General features: G+C 58.8%; 14 protein-coding genes. 6 read left to right on the plus strand and 8 right to left on the minus strand.

Going from position 1 to position 19074, the window contains the following annotated elements:
* Positions 1–32: 32 nt before the first annotated feature.
* The 4 genes from HY011_18175 to HY011_18190 all read right to left on the minus strand — a co-directional run bounded on the left by HY011_18175 (position 33) and on the right by HY011_18190 (position 6330).
* Positions 33–1415 (minus strand): hypothetical protein, encoded by a 1383-nt coding sequence (locus HY011_18175; GenBank protein ID MBI3424867.1) that lies wholly within the window; start codon positions 1413–1415, stop codon positions 33–35.
* 220 nt (positions 1416–1635) lie between these two features.
* Positions 1636–4110 (minus strand): TIR domain-containing protein, encoded by a 2475-nt coding sequence (locus tag HY011_18180; protein MBI3424868.1) that lies wholly within the window; start codon positions 4108–4110, stop codon positions 1636–1638.
* Positions 4111–4289: 179 nt separating this feature from the next.
* Entirely contained in the window at positions 4290–4916 is a 627-nt protein-coding gene (locus HY011_18185) for a transposase (GenBank protein MBI3424869.1), read from the minus strand.
* 184 nt (positions 4917–5100) lie between these two features.
* A complete protein-coding gene (locus HY011_18190; GenBank protein MBI3424870.1) occupies positions 5101–6330 on the minus strand; it encodes a DSD1 family PLP-dependent enzyme in 1230 nt (409 codons plus the stop codon).
* Positions 6331–6934: 604 nt separating this feature from the next.
* Between HY011_18190 and HY011_18195 the strand changes: the two genes are divergently transcribed.
* The 3 genes from HY011_18195 (at position 6935) to HY011_18205 (ending at position 11422) form a co-directional block, all read left to right on the plus strand.
* Entirely contained in the window at positions 6935–9433 is a 2499-nt protein-coding gene (locus HY011_18195; GenBank protein MBI3424871.1) for a DUF1343 domain-containing protein, read from the plus strand.
* Between the two features lie 170 nt (positions 9434–9603).
* On the plus strand, positions 9604–10929 hold the full coding sequence (locus tag HY011_18200; GenBank protein ID MBI3424872.1) for a family 10 glycosylhydrolase: 1326 nt from the start codon (positions 9604–9606) through the stop codon (positions 10927–10929).
* Positions 10930–11050: 121 nt separating this feature from the next.
* Positions 11051–11422, plus strand: a complete 372-nt coding sequence (locus tag HY011_18205) for a peptide chain release factor-like protein (GenBank protein ID MBI3424873.1) — start codon at positions 11051–11053, stop codon at positions 11420–11422.
* 9 nt (positions 11423–11431) lie between these two features.
* Here HY011_18205 and HY011_18210 read toward each other — a convergent pair whose 3' ends face one another.
* Complete coding sequence (locus HY011_18210) at positions 11432–14092, minus strand: hypothetical protein (GenBank protein MBI3424874.1); 2661 nt, start codon at positions 14090–14092, stop codon at positions 11432–11434.
* Between the two features lie 224 nt (positions 14093–14316).
* On the opposite strand from HY011_18210, the gene HY011_18215 reads away from it, so the two are divergent.
* From HY011_18215 to HY011_18225, 3 genes are all read left to right on the plus strand, one after another.
* Positions 14317–15084: a class I SAM-dependent methyltransferase gene (locus tag HY011_18215; GenBank protein MBI3424875.1), complete on the plus strand. Its 768-nt coding sequence runs from the start codon at positions 14317–14319 to the stop codon at positions 15082–15084.
* A gap of 68 nt (positions 15085–15152) precedes the next feature.
* Entirely contained in the window at positions 15153–15623 is a 471-nt protein-coding gene (locus HY011_18220) for a nucleotidyltransferase domain-containing protein (protein MBI3424876.1), read from the plus strand.
* Entirely contained in the window at positions 15604–15831 is a 228-nt protein-coding gene (locus HY011_18225; GenBank protein MBI3424877.1) for a HEPN domain-containing protein, read from the plus strand. The genes HY011_18220 and HY011_18225 overlap by 20 nt, the downstream gene beginning before the upstream one ends.
* Before the next feature lie 7 nt (positions 15832–15838).
* Here HY011_18225 and HY011_18230 read toward each other — a convergent pair whose 3' ends face one another.
* From HY011_18230 to HY011_18240, 3 genes are read right to left on the minus strand one after another with little or no spacing between them, the layout of a single operon-like run.
* Positions 15839–16750 (minus strand): PD40 domain-containing protein, encoded by a 912-nt coding sequence (locus tag HY011_18230; GenBank protein MBI3424878.1) that lies wholly within the window; start codon positions 16748–16750, stop codon positions 15839–15841.
* Positions 16750–17850 (minus strand): DegT/DnrJ/EryC1/StrS family aminotransferase, encoded by a 1101-nt coding sequence (locus HY011_18235; GenBank protein MBI3424879.1) that lies wholly within the window; start codon positions 17848–17850, stop codon positions 16750–16752. Before HY011_18235 ends, HY011_18230 begins: the two co-directional genes overlap by 1 nt.
* A 19-nt stretch (positions 17851–17869) precedes the next feature.
* Entirely contained in the window at positions 17870–18670 is an 801-nt protein-coding gene (locus HY011_18240) for a glycosyltransferase family 2 protein (GenBank protein ID MBI3424880.1), read from the minus strand.
* Positions 18671–19074 lie beyond the last annotated feature (404 nt).

A 19074-nucleotide genomic window follows, 5' to 3' on the forward strand; every position in this document is an offset into this window, starting at 1 on the left:
CCAATCTTGAAACTGCCAACTGCCAACCGGCTTCACGCTACCGTGTCTGGATTCTCCGGCGTCAACAGCTTCATCGCGCGCGTTGCGTGGCCCAGCGCGATGACGATGTCGCTGATGAATTTGTCGCTGAGCGTGCGCCGCAACACCGCCCAATCCAGCGCGCGCAATTTGACGATGCTGTCATACATCGCTTGCTCGCCCGCCTGAATGCGTTGCTCTTGCGCGGGCGTGAACGTCACCAACTTGTGCAGCTTGGCGTAATTGATTGATTCAAACGCATGACCCAACAGTTTGACGCGCGCCCGTTGTTTGAAGGCTTCCAGGGCAATCGCTGGCGAGCCTTGCTTTTGCGCCGCAGCCTTGCTCTCAGCCTCATCGTATTCCTGGTCGCTGGCGAGCGCGTCGCCTTTCAGCCGATACGTCGCCAGATCGAGCGCCTGTTTCAACCGTTGCGGCACCTCGTTGTTCGTGTAGCCGTGCTGCCAGCACGACAAAAAGCCATAGACCGAATGCAGCCCGAAGCAACTGTACTCTTTGATCTTTTCGCGGAAGTTCACCGGCGCCGTCTCACCGCGCAGCAACGCCGCCTGGCCCAACGCACAATTGCTTTCGTATTCGGCCAAGCTGCGATCAAGCACCGCCGCCAGCTCGATCTTTTCGCCGTAAGCATTCGTCCACGTCGCTTGCGCGGGCGGCAGCAGAATCGAAAACGCGATCAACCCCCACGGCAAATGTTCGTGCACCAATTCGCCCCGCCCGTGCGCCAGCGTCGAAACCGGGTCATAGCGGAATTGGCGGTCATCGAATTTGAACAGATCGCTCGGATCACAACGGAATAACTGCCGCGCGCTCTCACTCACATCGCGCAGCGTGTAGCGATTCGCGCCTGCCACGACCGGCTGATCCAGGCTCACGCCCGCTTCCAAAAAGGTTTTCAGAAAGCTGTTCTCGTGCACCTCGGCATCGCGTTTGAAAAACACGAAGCGTTTCCCGTTGACCTCTTTGTCGGCGGCGTAGCGCGTACACAGATGTTCAACCGCGTTCGTGCCGTCCGCCAGCTTGAAGCCTTTACCAAACGCCCGCACCGCGTGGATCAGCGCCGACGCATTGCCCAAATCGCGCGCGTAATGCTCGACCATCTCATTGATCGCCCGCAACGCATTGGCCTGATCGGCCGGCAACGTCACCGGCGACAGATTCTTGCCCGCCGAACGCGGCGCGGTCGAAGCGAAACTCTGCGGCTTGGCTTCGTCAAACCAACCCGCGTTGTAGGCAGCGGCAGCACCAACGCCAGCGGCGGCGAGCGCACCTACGCCCAGCAGCATGAAATTGCGGCGGCCCGGTTCGGGCGGCGTAGTCGCAGAAGTGGCAGTGTTTTTGAGTTCTTGTTTCGGTTGTTTGGTCTTCTTACTCATCGTTTCTTTGGAGCGTGAACATCAGCGGTTTGTGACGGGGAACGTTTCGGCAGGCAACGTGGGCGAAAGTAAGGGATGCCCTTTGACGTGTCAAGCGGCCCTCATTGCTCAGCAAACGAGCGCAGCGAGCAAGACAGTACGGGGAGCGTGAGCGACCTGAACCTTGGCAAGCCAGGCACAAAAGGGAAGCCAAACCGCCAAACACCGAGGCTCAGGTCGCTCACGCTCCCCGTACTGTATCAACGCGTTTGCGCATCTGCCCCACCGCCTTCTTAATCCCTTCCTCCACCAACGCCCACGCCTCATCGCGCGGGGTGAATGCCGAAACCAGTTCGCCTTTGCGCGGCAGGTTCTCCAACGCGGCAAAATCTTCTTGATCCCAAGAGCATTTCGACAACAACACGGGCAACACGACCGCTCGTTTGTCGCGCACCATTCTCATCGCCAAAGGACGCTCTTTATCCGTGATGTAATCCGAAGCCAAAAAATTGCGGCTGACCATAAACAAAATAATCCGCGCTTCGGCCAAGCGCGCCTGAATCGTCTCGTCCCAGTCTTCGCCGGGCACGAGGTCGGTGTCGCGCCAGGGCGTGATGTAGCCGCGCCGCGCCAGCACTTTCAGGCTGGGCAGCAACTGCTTCACCTTTTGCTCGTCGGCGTGCGCGTAGCAGATAAACAGCGGCAACGGATTCTCTTTGGGCGCGCTGGCTTCGATGCTCTCGACTTCGCGCAGCGTGTCTTCGACCGGCACCATCACCGTTTGGCCGTCGGCGCGGCGCTCGGCACGGGCGGTTTCGTGGCGTTGGGACGCTTCGCGCAAGAGTTCCAGTTCCGTCCAGGCGCCGGGCTGGGCTTCGCTTTCGACGAAGGTGCGCACGGGCAGTTTGTCGTTGAGTACGCGCATTTCGGCGAGGATGAATTCCGCCAGCCAGACGCGTTCGTCGGCGTTTTCGCCCACCACATAAACATCGGTGAAGCGGCCTTCGTGATCGCCGCGCACCAGCGCCCGCGCCTGACCACGCGCCAGCACGACGCCGCGCAACCAGCGCGCTTGCTGTTCGCTCAAGGTGTGCGAACGGACGATGAAACGCGGCAACAGCCCCGGCGGGCGCACGTCGTCGTAGCGGAATTGAATCCGCCGCGCCCCGCCGCCCGTGAATTCGGTCAACGCGCCCGGCTGATTCGCATTCAGCAGCGCCGGTACCAGATAAAGCCCTTCGGCGCTCTCGACCGGGAAACACAACTCGAACTTTTCCATCAGCGCCAGTAGGAAAGCGTGCATGTGCGCTGGATAGTTGTGGGCATCGGGCAGCGCCTGGGCGAAGTCGCTGAGACGCATCTCGCCGTTGGTCTCGTGTTTTTGCAACCAGCGTAAGATCGTGTAAATGCCATCCACCAGCCAGCGCGGTTTCAGTACGCTAGTGTCGCGCAACCGCGTGTCATCGCGGTAATTCAACGCGATGCCCAGGCAATCCAGAATCGTCGCTAAAATCTCTTGCTCCTCCGCCTCTGTCACGCCCAACCCGGCGCAGATTTGGCGGTAGCCGGCAAAGCTCACGAAGCTGTCTGCCATCTCTTCCAGATGCGTGCGCACACGCGCCCAGGTCGGCGCAATTTTTTGCCGCACGCTTTCCATCTCACCGGCCAGTTGGCCGAGCCATTCGCCCAGTGGCGCGATGCCTTCGCGCGGGTCGCAATCCGTCCGCACTACGGCTTTCACTTCCGGGTATTTCTCTTGCAGGAAGTATTCATCCACGGTGAACGGGGACGCCTTGATCTGGTTGAGCGCGATGACCACAGGAGAGCCTTTGCCGTATGTGCGAATCAATCGTAGCCAGTATTCGGCCTCTTGCATGGGCCGACCCTGCCGTCCGCTGAGCACGATCAGATAAATGCTGCGTTCAGAGAAAAAGAACTGATGTGTCTGATGCAAAAACTCCTGACCACCAAAATCCCAGACGTGCGCTGTGATAGTGGATTCGCCAGTCGTTAGCGGCAATTGATGGCGTTCGATGCCGGGCGTCTCCGGCTCGTGCTTTTTGTGTTTAGCGCCCCGCAACGCCTTGCTCAGCGAAGTCTTGCCCACGCGCCCGTGGCCCACCAGCAATAGCTTCACCTCGTCCAATGGTTTCGTGTGCTGTTGATGCTGACCAAAATAAAACGCCAGTATCGCGCGCGGATCGGTGGCCTGGGCATTATAGTAATTTCTGGTGAACTGCCAGGTCGGACCCAGAATCTTCTGCGGCAGCCAAAGACCAGGGTTATCGTGGAGGAAAAGCTGCTTCAGTGCTTTCAACTGGCCTAGCGACTCTGGCAGCGCCTTTAGTTGGTTGTCGTTGAGGAACAGATTCTGCAACTGTGTGAGTTCGCCCAGCGACTTTGGCAGCACCGTCAATCGATTGCCGGAGAGGTAGAGCGACTGCAATTGATGGAGTTGGCTCAATGACTCCGGCAGTGCCGTCAGTTGGTTAAGCGAGAGGTTGAGCGACACTAAATTCTGGAACTGGCTCAACTGCTCTGGTAGCGTCGTCAGCTTATTGTTAGAGAGGTCGAGTTCTTCTAACCGCGTTAGTTGGCCCAGCGACTCCGGCAGTTCGGTGAGTCCCATATTGCTGAGGCCGAGGTTTTTCTTTCCCGAACGGTACGCCGTTTCAATCCTCTGTTCCGCTCTCAGATACGCTTCGTCTCGTGCCATCGCCACTGCCTTTCACTTGGGTTGAAGTTTGTGCGTAATCAGGAAAACGGGCGCAACCTGGGTACGCATCGCTTCCAGCGTGCGGTCTCGGCAACAGACGTATGGATGCTGAAAGCGAACCCTCGGCCTCAATTCGTCCGACGCCAAGCCCGCACGCTGGAAGCGATGCGTACCCAGGGTTAGCCAGTCTGGCTACGTCGTCGCGCGCTACTCCAGCGCCAGTCTTCCGGCTTTTCGCAAAGCCCTGCCTTGACCGGATTGTTTTCAATGTAGGCAATGGCATTGCGGTAATGTTGCTCGTTGCGGATGAACCGGTCGAATGGCTCGCGCTCCCAAAACTTGCCGGTACGCCCCAGCAGCTTGTTGCACTGGTTGGCCGTGAAGCTTTTCCAGGAAAAACTGATTTCACTCATGTCGAAGCCCGGCTTCGGCGTAAAAAGCGTGTGCACGTGATTGGGCATGACGCACCAAGCGTGCAGGGCATACCGTTCACCATCGAAATGTAACAAGGACTTCTCCACCTCCTCTGCCAACCGGTCATCACGCAGAAAGCAGGCACCGTAACCGCTATCGAGGTAATCCTGAATCCGCTTGCGCCGCTCAAGGTCGGCTTCCTTCTCTGGTAGCGTTTTCAGTTCCTCGCGCCAGCGCGCCAACACCTGCTGCGGTAACGCATCGAAGAGATGAAAACTGAGGTGCTGCGTCGCAACATCGCCATCGAAATGCGGAAAGTAGCCGCGTGAATACCAGCCGTCAGGCGAATCCTTTTTCGCCACGACTAAACGGCCTTTGAAGAACTTTGGCATTGTGTCCTCCGTTACTCGCCAACTTGCACAGCGACACATTGAGACTCTCGGCACGACCCTGGGTACGCATCGCTTCCAGCGTGCGGTCTCGGCAGCAGACGGGTGGATGCTGAAAGAGAACCCTCCGGCATCAATTTATCTGCCGCCGAGACCGCACGCTGGAAGCGATGCGTACCCAGGTTGTTCAATCCCCATACCGCCCCACCGTTCGCCACACCTCCACCACCCGCTCGCCGCGCGTGCAATAGAGCCGGTCGTACAGGTTCACGTTCGGATCGCAGTGCGGCACGATCAGTTCGACGCGGTCGCCGACTTTGAACGCGCGGCTGGGCTGGTTGAAGGTCAGGATGCCGTGTTCGTCGCCGCCGTAACCCATCGTCACGCCGGTCACGCCTTTGAGTTCGGGCAGGTGCTTGGGCTTGTCCGAGGCGAAGGCCTTGATGCCCGCGTCGGTCGTCGCGTGGTCGTCGTAGCTCTGGCTGATGATCGTGCCCAGCACCGTCAGCGAGGGCGCGAAGTCTTCGTAAACCGCCCCGCCGCGCCCGCCAATCGAGCGGTACTCGACATCCATAAACACATACGAACCGCATTGCAGTTCGGTCATCCCGCTTAGCTCCGGGTCAATGTTGTAGGTGCCCGTGCTGCCGCCGGACATGATCTCCAAGGGCAGGCCGCGCCGTTTCAATTCAGCAAAGGTTTCGAGCACTGGCGTCATCACCTTGGCCGAATGCGCCTGCCGGGCGGTAAAGGTGTTGACGTGCGCCGACGGCCCCGAATAGCCGTGGATGCCACGCAGGCGCAGGTTCGGCAGCTTGGCAATCTGTTCAGCCAGCGCGAGGGCGCGTTCGCCCGCCGGGATGCCGGTGCGGCGTCCGCCGGGATCAACGTCAAGCACGAGGTTGAGCTTCAATTTGGCACTGGCCGCCGCGTCGTTGAGTTGTTTAGCGTGATCGAGATTGTCTACGGCAGACAGCGTATCGGGCGCGAGCCGCGTCAGTTTCAGCAAGCGTTCGATCTTGGGTTTGCCGACCAATTCAGTAGTGATGAGCAAACCGCGCAAGCCGGCGGCGGCAAAGGCTTCGGCCTCGCGGATGGTGGCGGCGCACAGGCCGATGGCTCCCGCTTGCATCTGGCGGCGCGCGATCTCTACGCATTTGTGCGTCTTGCCGTGCGGGCGCAGATTGATCCTGGCGGCCTTGGCGTGCGCGGCCATCTTCGCCAGATTGCTTTCGAGCGCGTCCAGGTCGAGCAACAACGCGGGCGTGACCAGATCGGCCTTGGTCAGCGTCTTGCCGTTGGTCAGGCGCGCGTCAACTTCGGCGGGCGTGTAGCCGGTTGTTTTTGTGCGCAAAATGGTAGGGGCGGCGACTAGGCCGAGCCCGTTGCGTAGGATGGTGCGGCGCGAAGTTTTCATCAGTGTGGCTCCTTTGGATGAGATGCGTAGCACAGGCATCAAAACGCAGGTTGGCGCAGAGTGTCAATACAACACCGGGCACATGAGTCTTTTGGCATTAAGTTTGGCGTTGATCTGCTCAAAGCCCTGAAAGGGCGAAATTCAGTAGCCCAGGGCAACGCCCTGGGTAGCGTTGAAGTAATAGACAAGCCCTGAAAGGGCGTAATAACCACCCACAATTTCGCCCTTTCAGGGCTTGGAAATCTCGTGATGCCGATACCAGGGGCGTTGCCCCTGGCTATTGAATTTCGCCCTTTCAGGGCTTTGGTCGTACTTGCTGGTTAGAGGAGCACATTTTCTATACTAGACCTTATCGGGATTAAGCTGGGGACTAACCACGGGGAACACGGAGGGCACGGGGAAATCGAGCAAAATACGTGCGGAAGAAGAGTTACGATTTGCTGGTTCGTTTATGCTTTCCCCTCATCCCCCGTGTTCCCCGTGGTTAATTTCTATTCCCGATAATGTCTACTGTCTCATTGAGTTTACGTGTACTGGCGCAACCGCGTGCCGCAATGGTAAAAAGCTGCCGTTCAAACATCATCCAACTTGAGGCAAAACCATCATGTTCCGAATCGCTTCTTCGCTCAGCGCCGTAGCGCTCAGCACCTTGCTCATAGTGCAAATGACCTTCGCGCAAAACACAATACCACTGCCCACCGCTGACCCGTCTGCGGTCGGGATGTCGGCCCAGCATCTGGCTTACATTGATCAAGCCGTCACCGCCGAAATCGCACGCAAACAATTGCCCGGCGCGGTCGTGCTGGTCGGACGGCAGGGCAAGGTCGTGTGGCGCAAGGCGTATGGCAATCGCGCGCTCGAACCAGCGCCCGAAGTGATGACAGCGGACACGATGTTTGACTTGGCTTCGCTGACGAAGATCGTGGCGACGGCAACTTCGGTGATGCTTTTGGTCGAACGCGGGATGGTGCGGCTGGGCGATCCGGTGGCGCGGTACATCCCCGAATTCGCCGCGAATGGTAAACAAAACATCACGGTCGAACAGTTGCTGATTCATCGTTCGGGGCTGATCGCTGACAACGACATCAAGGATTACGAGCAAGGCCCGGCGCAGGCGATGTTGAATATCTGGAAGCTCGCGCCGCTGAATGCGCCAGGCACGAAGTTCATCTATTCGGACGTCAATTTCATCACGCTGGCCGAATTGGTCAAACGCGTGAGCGGCAAACCGGTGGATCAATTCGCCGCCGAAAACATCTACCACCCGCTGGGGATGAAGGATACGGGCTTCAATCCTGCCGCGAGTTTGCGCCCGCGCATCGCACCGACGGAAAAGCGCGGCGGCAATGTGATTGTGCCGAGTACAGGCGAAAAGACTGCCGGGGACGAACGCTGGATGCGCGGCGAAGTACACGATCCACGCTCCTATTTGCTGGGCGGCGTCGCGGGTCACGCGGGCCTGTTTTCGACGGCAGATGATTTGGCGATCTATTGCCAGATGATGCTCAATCGCGGCGAATATCAGGGGCAAAGAATTTTAAGCCCGCTGACCGTCGCACGGATGACGCAGCCACGCGATTCCGGCGGCAATGGCGGCGAAGGGCAGTGGCGCGCGTTGGGCTGGGATTATTACAGCAGCTTTTCGGCTAATCGCGGCGACCTCTTTCCGGTGGGCAGTTTCGGGCACACAGGTTTTACCGGCACGGGCTTGTGGCTCGATCCGGCCAGCGAGACGTTTGTCGTATTCCTGAGCAATCGCGTGCATCCACGGCTGGATGCGGATGTGAACAAGCGGGCGGATGTGAGTTCGTTGCGTGCGCGCGTGGCGTCCATTGTCGCGGCTTCGATCTTGAACCCTCCTGATAACACAATTGATATAGATCGCCAGATACGCGAGCGCGGGCGACAGCGCTTAAGTGTCCTTGGTGGTCCGTCCTGGTTTGGCTCAAGATTTTTTGGTGTGCCGCTGTCGGACTCGAACACGCTGAATGGCATTGATGTACTCGAGAAAAACAGTTTCACCCAACTCAAAGGCAAACGCATTGGCCTCATCACCAACCACACGGGCCGCGATCGCGATGGCAACAGCACGATTGACCTGCTGGCGAATGCGCCGGGCGTCAAACTGGTCGCGCTCTTCTCGCCCGAACACGGCATTCGCGGCGTGATGGATGAGAAGGTGACGGACTCGAAAGACGAAAAGACGGGCTTGCCGATTTACAGCCTGTACGGCGAGACGCGCAAACCTACGCCACAGATGTTGCAGGGGCTGGATGCGCTGGTCTTTGACATCCAGGACATCGGCGCGCGTTTTTACACCTATCCCTCAACGATGGGCTTGGCGATGGAAGCCGCCGCGCAGCAAAAGCTGAAATTCATCGTGCTCGACCGCCTCAATCCGATTAACGGCGTGGATGTCGAAGGGCCGCTGGCCGATGCCGACAAGCTCTCGTTCATCGCGCATCACACGCTTCCCATTCGTCACGGCATGACCGTGGGCGAGTTGGCGCAGTTGTTCAACCAAGAGAAAAACATCAATGCTGATCTGCAAATCATCCGTGTCGAAAACTGGCGGCGCGAGCAATGGTTCGACGAAACGGGGCTGAGTTGGGTCAACCCTTCGCCGAATATGCGCAGCCTGACCCAAGCGACCTTGTATCCGGGTGTTTGTCTGCTGGAACCAACGAACGTTTCGGTCGGGCGCGGCACCAACACGCCGTTTGAACTCATCGGCGCGCCGTGGATTGACGGGCGCAAGCTGGCGGCGGCCTTGAATGCGGCCAACCTGCCCGGTGTGCGCTTTGTGCCGTTGCGCTTCAAGCCCACGGCCAGCGTGCATAAAGACGCCGATTGCGGCGGCATCAATCTGATCATCACGAACCGCGAAGTGTTTGAACCGGTGCTGACTGGATTGGAATTGATCGCGCAGTTGCACAAGCTCTATCCGCGTGAATTCGAGTTGAACAAGGTGCTGCGCTTGCTGGTCAATCAACAGGCGCTGGATGCGCTCGCCAAAGGGTCGGATGGGCGCGCGCTGAAACAGGTTTATGAACGCGACCTCGAAAGTTTCCGTGCGTTGCGGGCGCGGTATCTGCTATATTGAGCGCCCTGTTGTAGAAGTTGTTGTCCCGTAATCCTGAACATTGGTGCATAGAGGAATGGAGGCGCGCATGAACCGAGTTGTTGGCGTGCTGGCTATTCTGGGGAATGAGGTGTAAGGCTTGTGAGGTTCGCACGTGCCCGCCGGTTGTTGTTTTTCCCCCTCGGCAAACCATGAAAAGAGTTGCATATCTACTGATTCCGGTTTTGATTATTTGCGTGAGCGCGTTTGTGGTCGCCCAGAAAACGGTGCCCGCGCTGACGCCGCCGGCGTTGCTGCGGTCGCTGAAGAGCGCTTCACACAGCGTCGCCGCCACCAAAACATTCGCGCGCAAACCCGAGGATGAGGCGCGCGCGCTATGGGTCGTGCGTTACACGATGGCCTCGCCGACGGCCTTGCGCGATTCGATCAAGCGGGCCAAAGAGAATGGTTTCACCGACCTGCTCGTCCAGATTCGCGGGCGCGGTGATGCGTTTTACGATTCGAAATGGGAGCCGCGCGCCGAAGAGTTGCGCGCGCTGCCCGAAGATTTCGATCCGCTGGAAGTGATGATCCGCGAGGCGCACGCCGAGGGCTTGCGCGTGCACGCCTGGATCAATGCCTTTGTCGTCGCCAACGTCGGCACGCTGCCCAACCTGCCCGACCACATCATCTACAAACATCCCGACTGGCTGATGGTGCCGCGTCAACTGGCGCGCCAGCTTTACGGCATGGATCCGAAGGCACCCGAATATCTGAAGGCGTTGCGCGATTACACGCGCGCTCATCACGATGTGTTGGAGGGGCTGTATGCCTCGCCCGCCAACCCCGAAGTGCGCCAGCACCTGCGCAACATCTGGCTGGATGTGTTGAGCAAGTACGAGGTGGACGGCTTGCACTTCGATTATGTGCGCTATCCCAACTTCAACTTCGATTTCAACCGCAATTCGCTCGACCAGTTCCGCGCTGAGGTGGACGCCACGTTGAGCGAAAAGGATAAAGCGACGTTGCACCGGGTGGCGGCGCGGAACCCGCTGATCTATGCCACGACGTTTTATGATCGCTACGCGCACTTTCAGCGCCGCCAGGTGAGCGATACCGTCGAATCCATCTATCACGCGGTCAAAGCGCGCAAGCCCGACGTGACGGTTTCTGCGGCGGTGGCTGCCGACTATGCCGAAGGCTATCGCTCGCGCTTCCAAGATTGGAAGTCATGGTTGCGCAAAGGCATCATTGATGTGGTTTGTCCGATGGCTTATACGCCCAGCACCGAAGTCTTCCGCAAACAGATGGCGGAGGCCGTGACCTACGCCGGTGCGCAATCGGTGTGGGGGGGCATTGGTTCCTGGCGGCAGCCCGTGGACGGCACGCTGGAAAAGATTAAGGTCGCGCGCAAACTGGGCGCGCAAGGTTTCATCCTGTTTTCGTATGACAGCGCGGTGCAGTTTTCCGCGTTGAATCCGCAAAAGGATTATCTGGAACGTGTGCACGAAGGTTTGGTGGCGGATGACGGGCGCTAACGGCACCGGTTGAACGCATAAGCAAATCAGTTTCACCACGAAGCGACGAAAGGTTACGAAGAGCACAAAGAGCTTCGTAACCTTTCGTCGCTTCGTAGTTTTTATTGCGAGTGATGGCCCGATGGACAACAACGAGAGCGCCGAAGTAAAAAAGTATTCCACCGAACTCGCCGACCTGGAACGCGATTGCGAGATGGAGTTTTTCGTCGCGGGCGGCCCCGGCGGCCAGCATCGCAACAAGGTCGAAACCGGTGTGCGTCTGACACATCGGCCTACTGGGCTTGTCGTCACCGCGACCGAACGCCGCTCCCAATCCGCCAATCGTGAGGCTGCTTACGAACGGATGGCAGAGAAATTGGAAGCCCGCCAGCGCCAACAGAAGAAACGCTTCGCCACCAAACCCGGCAAAGCCGCCAAGGAAAGACGGCTGGAAGGCAAGCGGTTACAGAGCGAACGCAAACAATCCCGCAGCCGCAAAATCGAAAACGATTAAACCCCAGCTTCACCGTCCAGCGGCTTTGGCAGCCGCCTTTGCCGTCGCGCTCGGTTGCGGCGTTGCGGGTTGTTCACTTCCCGCCTGTGCCGGTTCAAGCTTGAAATTGCGCACCCGGAAAACGAGTTCGCGCGTCTCGTTCGGCGCGACGATGCGTTTGCCATCGCTCTTGAAAGTGATGACGTTTTCGCCCGGCGGTAGCGTGAATCTCTTGGCGTACTTGGTCCCGGCCTTATCCAGCTTCAAGCGCTCCTTGAAAAAGGGGCTGTCCAGTTCGAGTGTGCCGCCGTTGTCTACCGAAAGATTCATTTCAACATTGACCAACGCCGGTTGCGCGGTGCGATTGATGAGCTTGGCTTGGCCTTGCGCGCCGCACCAATGCCAGTTCTCTTCGGCATTGCGCTCCAGATCGTAACAACCCGCCTGCCAAACCACAGCCAGTGGCGCGGGCGCGACCGCTTCGGCGGGCAGCAGTTTGAAGTTGCGGACGCGAAAGACCAGTTCGCGGAAGTCGCTGGGCGAGAGCACGCGCTTGCCATCGCATTTGAAATAAACGAAATGCTCGCCCGGCGGCAGCGTGAAGCTCTGGGCGAATTTCTTGCCGTTTTTGTCCAAGGTCAGGCGTTCGCTGAAAAACGGGCTGGTCATTTCCAGCGTGCCGCCGTTGTCCACCGCCAACGTCATTTCCAAATTCACCTGTTTGGGCTTGTCGGTACGATTGACAAAAACGGCGCGCGCCTCGCTGCCGCCCCAACGCCAGTTATCGTCCGCTGTGCCCTCGAAGTCGGAAAAACCTTGTTGCCAAATCGCTGTCGGTGGATGCAGCGCTGCTGTGCGCCGCGCCGCCTGTTCGGGTTCAGCGACGGAGGTCAGCAAGCGTTGTTGGTATGGACGCAGATCAAAAAACGTCAACCGCTCGTCCGGGCTGACCAGCGGCGTGCCGAGCAAACCGCTCAACTCGTTTTCCAGCTTCGCATCGTTGTAGCCGAAGCGATCCACATACACGCCGCTGAAGTCCGACCACGCCAGCGTCTCGACCATTTCCGCCGCAGGCTTCAACGCCACCGCGCGCATCCACACATCGCCTTCGCGACCCTTGATCGTGCCGTAGCTCCAGCGCAACGACTTGCTGTGCAAATAGCCGCGCAGCAAATCGTAATCGTTCATCCGGGCGAACTTCGGATTTTCGGGAAAGGACACCGCAGGTAGTTGAAAGATCATTGCGCCCGGCGGCAATTGCGTTTCGACCTGCTGGACAAAAGTGCGGTCACTCTCAAAATCCTTTTTGAACTTCACGTAATCCGGAATGAACATCGGCGAAATCTGATCGAGCAGTCCGATGACCAACGTGCCCACCAACAGCGCCGCGAACAACCATTGCTGCCGCCGCGTCCGCACGCGCCGCTCGCGCACGCCATCCAGCCAGAGCGCCAGCGCGAAAAAGACAAAGCAGGCGATAAAGATGCTCAGCCGTGTATAGGCGCGAATCTGTGGCAGCCCAAAGAACGCCACCAGCGAACCGAAACCGCCAATCGTCCCCAGCAACACCGCGCTCAGGTTGAGTACGCTCAGATGATTGAAGACGCCGCGCGCGCCCGGTTCGTTCATCTCGCGCACGGCCGGTTTGTTGAAGAAGAACCACCACAGCAAGCCCAGAAAGCCGCCCGCGCCGACCAGCCCCAGCGTCGCGTCGTCGTTTTCGGTGATGAAGATGCGCATGTTGTAAGCGACCTTCAAATCCCACAGCGCCGGCACCCGATGCCAGCGCACCGGCATCAACAATTGCCCGATGCGCAAGCCATACGCTTCGGCCTCCGCCGCCACGCGCTGCACGACCTGCACGCTGCCGAAGCGCCACATGTGAATGATGCTCGGCAGCAAGTTCAGCACGACCAGCAACGAGATGACCGCGATCAACACCACCGGCACGACAAACGCGCCCGCGCGCCGCTGTTGCAAGGCCGCGATCAACCCCGCCATCAACAGAAAGAAGCACGCAAAGAACGCGTAGTAATACCCAGACGAACCCAATAGCACGCACAGCGCCAGCACGCCCCACATTCGCGGCTCGCCCCAACGCACCGTCAGCAACTCGCCCCGGCAAATCCAAAGCAGCACCAGCGTCAGCAGCGGGATTTGCCAGTACGAAGCCAAGAACAAATGCTGTTCGCCGCGCGTGAAATGGTACGGCAGCATGGTGAACAGCAGCGTCGCCCAAATGCTCACAGGCCACGAACCGCCCAACCGGCGCAACGCATACAACATCGCCAAGATCGTCAACGGAAAGGTCAGCAAAAAGAAATTGTTCAGCACGCTGGGATAATTACTCGTGCGCAACGATAGCAACTTGACCAGCAGCATGTGGAAGTTGTTATCCGAACTCGGCACGTCGCGCATATCCAACACGCCCGGCGCGCCCAACGACGGATTGGTCAGATACCAGCCGTGGTCAATCACGCTCTTGACCATCAAGTGATAGAACAGCGAGTCGCCCAGGTAATCATACGGATAGCTGCGCACCGATTTGCGCAGGTCGAACAGGCTGCCCACGATCAGCATCCCGATCAATATCGTGCCGAGGTAAAGCGAAACGCTGCGCACGCGCGGGCGCGCCAAAAATTGTTTGAGCCGGGCGCTGGTGGACAGTTCTGTCTGTTGCTCATTGGTCATGAAATTTTTTCAGGACTTACGCCAAGGAGCATGGAGTTCAGGCTTTAGCCTGTGTGCGAGATTTCCAAGACAGGCTAAAGCCTGAACTCCATGCTCTTTGGCCACGATTGTCCGTGCTGTGCTGCGTAAGTTCTGCCTTTCTGTTTTCACTGGTGAATTGGTCTTGATGCTTTGGCTGGGCAGTCTACCCGTGCGCCGCCCGCATGGTAAAGTCCGCGCCATCTATGCAAAACGAAGATTACGAATACCTCTACCAACTCGAAGAAACCTTCTGGTGGTTCGCGGGCATGCGCGCAATCACCGCAGTCCTGCTCGACCCATATCTAAGCACCTCGCAAGATCGCACCATCCTCGATGCTGGCTGCGGCACGGGCGGCAATCTGGAATGGCTGCAACGCTACGCTGGAAACGGGCGTGTTGTCGGCTTGGATTACGTCCACACCGCCCTTCAGTTTTGCCAGCAACAAGGCCAACGTGCGCTCGTACAGGCCTCCGCCACCGATTTGCCTTTCGCAGACGCCAGCTTCGATCTCGTCACCAGCTTCGATGTGCTGGTGCAAATCCCCGGCGCAGGCGCGGACGAACAGGCCATGCGCGAGATGTATCGTGTGCTGAAACCGGGCGGCCTCGCCTTCGTGCGTTGCGCGGCATACGAATGGATGAAGAGCGGCCACGATGCCGCGTTGGATACGCAACGCCGCTACACCCTGCCGGAACTGGGCGGCAAGCTGGAATGCGCGGGCTTCACCGTATTGCGCGCGACGTATGCCAACAGCCTGTTGTTCCCGGTCGCGGCGCTGCGGCGGCTGGTGCTGAAACGGCTGGGCCTGGCCGACAGCGGCTCTGACGTGAAGCCGTTGCCGCCGTTAATGCAATGGTTGAATTGGTGGTTGGAGCGTGTGTTGTTGGTGGAAGCGGCTTGGTTGCAGCGTGCTGGGTTGCCGTTCGGATTGTCGGCAATTTGTGTGGTACGCCGTGAAGCAGACAGATGACTCGCTCCTTATGGTTTAATTGTGCCGTGGTTGCGTATAATCCGCGCGTTGTTGAATAGGAGAGCGTTATGAAGCCAGCACCGGAAAATAACATCAAAGGATCACCGCGCGCACAGGTAAGGCCACAGACTGCCGCAGACCCAGTAGTCACGCTGCCACAAGACGTACAAAACTACCTGCAAAAATTCCGCGATTGGGAAGAGAGTTTTCGCAGCCCAGCCCGGCGCGAAAAATACATCCGGCAGATTTGCGAGCGCATTGTCGAACGCTTCCATCCTGAAAAGATCATCCTTTTCGGCTCCCACGCGGATGGCCAGCCCACGCTGGAATCGGACCTTGACCTGTTGGTGGTGATGAACTTTGAGGGCAGCCCCCTGCAACAAGCGATCAAAATCAGCCGCGAGTTGGGACTCGTCACACCACTGGATTTGCTGGTACGAACGCCTGCGCAAGTCCAAGAACGGCTGCGGATCGAAGACCCGTTTATGCGCGAGATTCTGCAATGCGGAAAGGTGCTGTATGAAGCCCATCACGGCTGAATGGGTGCGCAAGGCCGAAGACGATTGGGACGTGGCGCGCAAGACTTATCGGGCACGCAAAATCCCTGTCTACGACGCGGCTTGCTACCATTGCCAGCAGTGCGCCGAAAAATATCTCAAAGCCAAATTGGTCGAAGCCGGAATCGCTTTCACAAAACGCACGATCTCAGCATACATAAATCCCGAGTTGCCGCCGCAGTGTCAGTAGAGTTGCCTTATTTAACTGGAGGTTGGGCGACGAGCGCGAGTTTGTCGCCCTTCGCATTTACGGCCAGCCGCGTGATGTTGGTCACGCCTGTTTCAGCCAAATCGCCGACCAGTTGCCAGTCTGCATCTTTGCCGCGTTGCCATTTGAAGAGCTTGCTGCCCTGCGCCATCAGCAACGTGCCATTCGGCAGCCAGGCGCAATCTTCACTGTTTGGCAACGTTTTGATGAGGTTGGTCGTTTGGCGTGTCTTCAGGTCGTAGGCTTTCACCCACCACTCTTTTTCCACCTTGTGCACAAAGCTGAATTGGCTGGGCTGGCCCGGAATGCGGTGCAGCGCGCGTCCGATGCTTTGCGCCAGCACTTCGGCCTTTTCGGTTTTCACGTCTACCAGTTGCAGCGTATTCGGTTGGCCCAATACGAAGAGGGCCAGCGTGTTGGCGTCCAGCCAGACGTGGTAGCCGACGGGCCCAATCTGGATGCTGTTCGGCAGCACCAGCGCGGGCGCGCCGCCTGCGAGCGGGAATTGCCAGAGGCGCTGTGTCTTGTCGGTTTCGACGCGAATGACCGAGAAGGATTTTTCGTCGGGCGTGACGGTCGGCGAATACTCGCTCTCGGCGGTGTTGGTGAGGCGCGAGGTGAAGCGCGCGGCCAGGTCATAGCGATAAATCTCGGTCTGCGCGCCTTCGCGTTGCGAGGTGAAGAGGATGCTCTTGCCATCCGGCATGAAAGCGGGCTGGTTGTCGTAGCCGGGCCGGAAGGTAATGTTGACGGGCGCACCCAGCGCGAGTTGGCCGCCGCGTTTGAGCACGTCAACCAGAAAGATGTCGGTCGAGGGCGGCGCGGTTTGGCCTGCCGCACAGAGCGCAACGGTGAACAGAATGAGGGTCAGGCGAATGGCATAGGTAGTTGGTGGGCGCATCAGTTTTGCTCCAGGTTCACGACGGTTTCAATGACGTAGCCGATTTCCGCTTCGGTCATGTGCGGATTCAGCGGCAGTGAGAAGATGTGGTTGACTACTGTTTCGGCGACGGGCAGCGGCGGTTGTTCAACGCGCTTGAACAGCGGCTGTTGATGCAGCAGGTACGGATAATGAATCAACGTCTCGATGCCGCGTTCCGCCAGTCGGGTGCGCCACTGTTTGCGCTGTGCCGATTGTACGACGAAAAGGTGAAAGACGTGCTCAGCCGTTGTCACGTTGACGGGCAGCGTCAGGTTTTTGGTTGTCGCAAAAGCCTGGCGATAGTGTTCGGCAATCTGCTGCCGCCGCAGCGTCCAGGCGTCCAGAGGGCGCAGCTTTACGCGCAACATTGCTGCGTGCAATTCATCCAGCCGCGAATTCATGCCGACGGTCGTGCCTTGCAACGCATTGAGATGCCCGCCCTGCCGCAACAGCTTGACGCGTTCGATCAGCGCTTCGTCGTTGGAAACCACCGCGCCGCCATCACCGAACGCGCCCAGGTTTTTGGTCGGATAAAAACTGAAGGTTGCCGCGTGGCCGTGGCCGCCTGCGCGCACGCCTTGCCAACGCGCGCCGTGGGCCTGGGCGGCGTCTTCGATCACGAACAAGCCGTGGCATTCGGCGAGTGCGCATAGCGCGGGCATGTCGGCCATTTGCCCATAAAGGTGCACGGGAATGATCGCGCGAGTGCGCGGGGTGAGGGCGCTTTCGACAGCGGCGGGCGAGAGTGTGAAGGTGTGCGGATCAATGTCGGCGAAGACGGGCACGGCGCCGATTTGGCGAAGCGCGAGCGCGGTGTAACCGGCGCTCAGTGGCGCCGTGATGACCTCAGCGCCCGGCTGAATGCCGCAAGCCAGCAAGGCCAGTGCTATGGCATCAGTGCCGTTGCCGACGCCGGCGCAATGCGCGACGCCGCAATAGGCGGCCCATTCGCGCTCAAAAGCGGCGACCTCTTTGCCCAAGATGTAAACGCCGCCGTGCAGCGCCGCTTGCAGCGCCGTGTTGGTCTCGGCTTCCAATGCGCGGTATGGGCGCAGCAGATCGAGAAAGGGAACTTGCATAGACTTGGGCGGAGAGAGGCTAGACTGGCCCGCTCGGCTTGGTCATCGGTTGCTGCTCTGACGGGCGATGCCCCAGCAAGCCAAAGCTGACGCGCGGCAGCACGACCATTTGCAGCCACAAGCCGAAAAAGTCGAAGGCCGTTTGGGCGACACGGCGCAGCGTGAAAAATTGCGAACTGCCGTGCAAGCGCGGGTAATGATGCACCGGCGTTTCGGTGAAGCGGCAACCGGCGCGCTGCAGTTTGTAAACCATCTCAGTGCACACGACGCCGCTGGTCGAAACCAGGTCAATGCTTTGAATCGCCGTGCGGCGCATCAATCTGAAATCGCAATCCACATCGCGGATCGGCAAACCGAACAGCACGCGCGCCAGCAGCTTGTACGTCGCGCCCAAGATGATGCGGCGCTTGCTGTCCGAACGTTTCAGTTTGTAGCCGTTGACCACCTCTACATCCACGCTGAGCAGCGGCACCAGCGCGGCCAACTCATTCACGTCGTATTGCGCGTCGCCATCCGTGTAAAAGACCAGGTCTTTCGTCGCATGCAAAAAACCCGTTCGCAACGCGCCGCCGTAGCCGCGATTTTTAGGATGATGGATCACGCGCACGTTGGGCGTGGTGCGCGCCAGTTCGTCCAAAACCAGTGCCGTGCCGTCACTGCTGCCGTCGTTGACGACGATCACTTCGTAATCGCTGCTGAATTGGGGCAACAGCCCCAGGGCCTGGTTGACCATCAGCGCGATGGAGCCTTCGTCATTGTAGGCGGGAAAGAAAACCGAGATGCTGGGCGCAGGCCCCTTGGGATGCCGGGAATTACTCATAATTTGTCAGCGTTGGGGGATTGTGTCGTTGAATGCCTTCGCGTTGTAACACATCGAATAGGGCAGGGCAACAAAAGGTACAGCAGGCTGCCAGCCTGCTCAGGGCTTTTGCAAAGTCCTCGAACATCCGCCAAAGACCTTTGACTGACGCCTGATTCCCGGTTCCTGATTCCTGACAAGTTGAAAATCAGCCAGTGTTTTCAACTTGTCAGGAATCAGGAACCGGGAATCAGGCGTCAGTCAAACCGTTCAAGCGCTCGCGCTGGCGACTTTGCAAAAGCCCTGCCAGCTTGCTGGGGCTTGCCGGTGTAACGCAGTGGCGGCCCGACACCCCTCACTTGACGCCTCGGCAGGCTGGCGGCCTGCTGTACGCTAGGGAGGCGTGCTAGAATCCGGCCCCTATG

This window comes from Acidobacteriota bacterium (assembly GCA_016196035.1).
Classification (GTDB): Bacteria; Acidobacteriota; Blastocatellia; order RBC074; family RBC074; genus JACPYM01.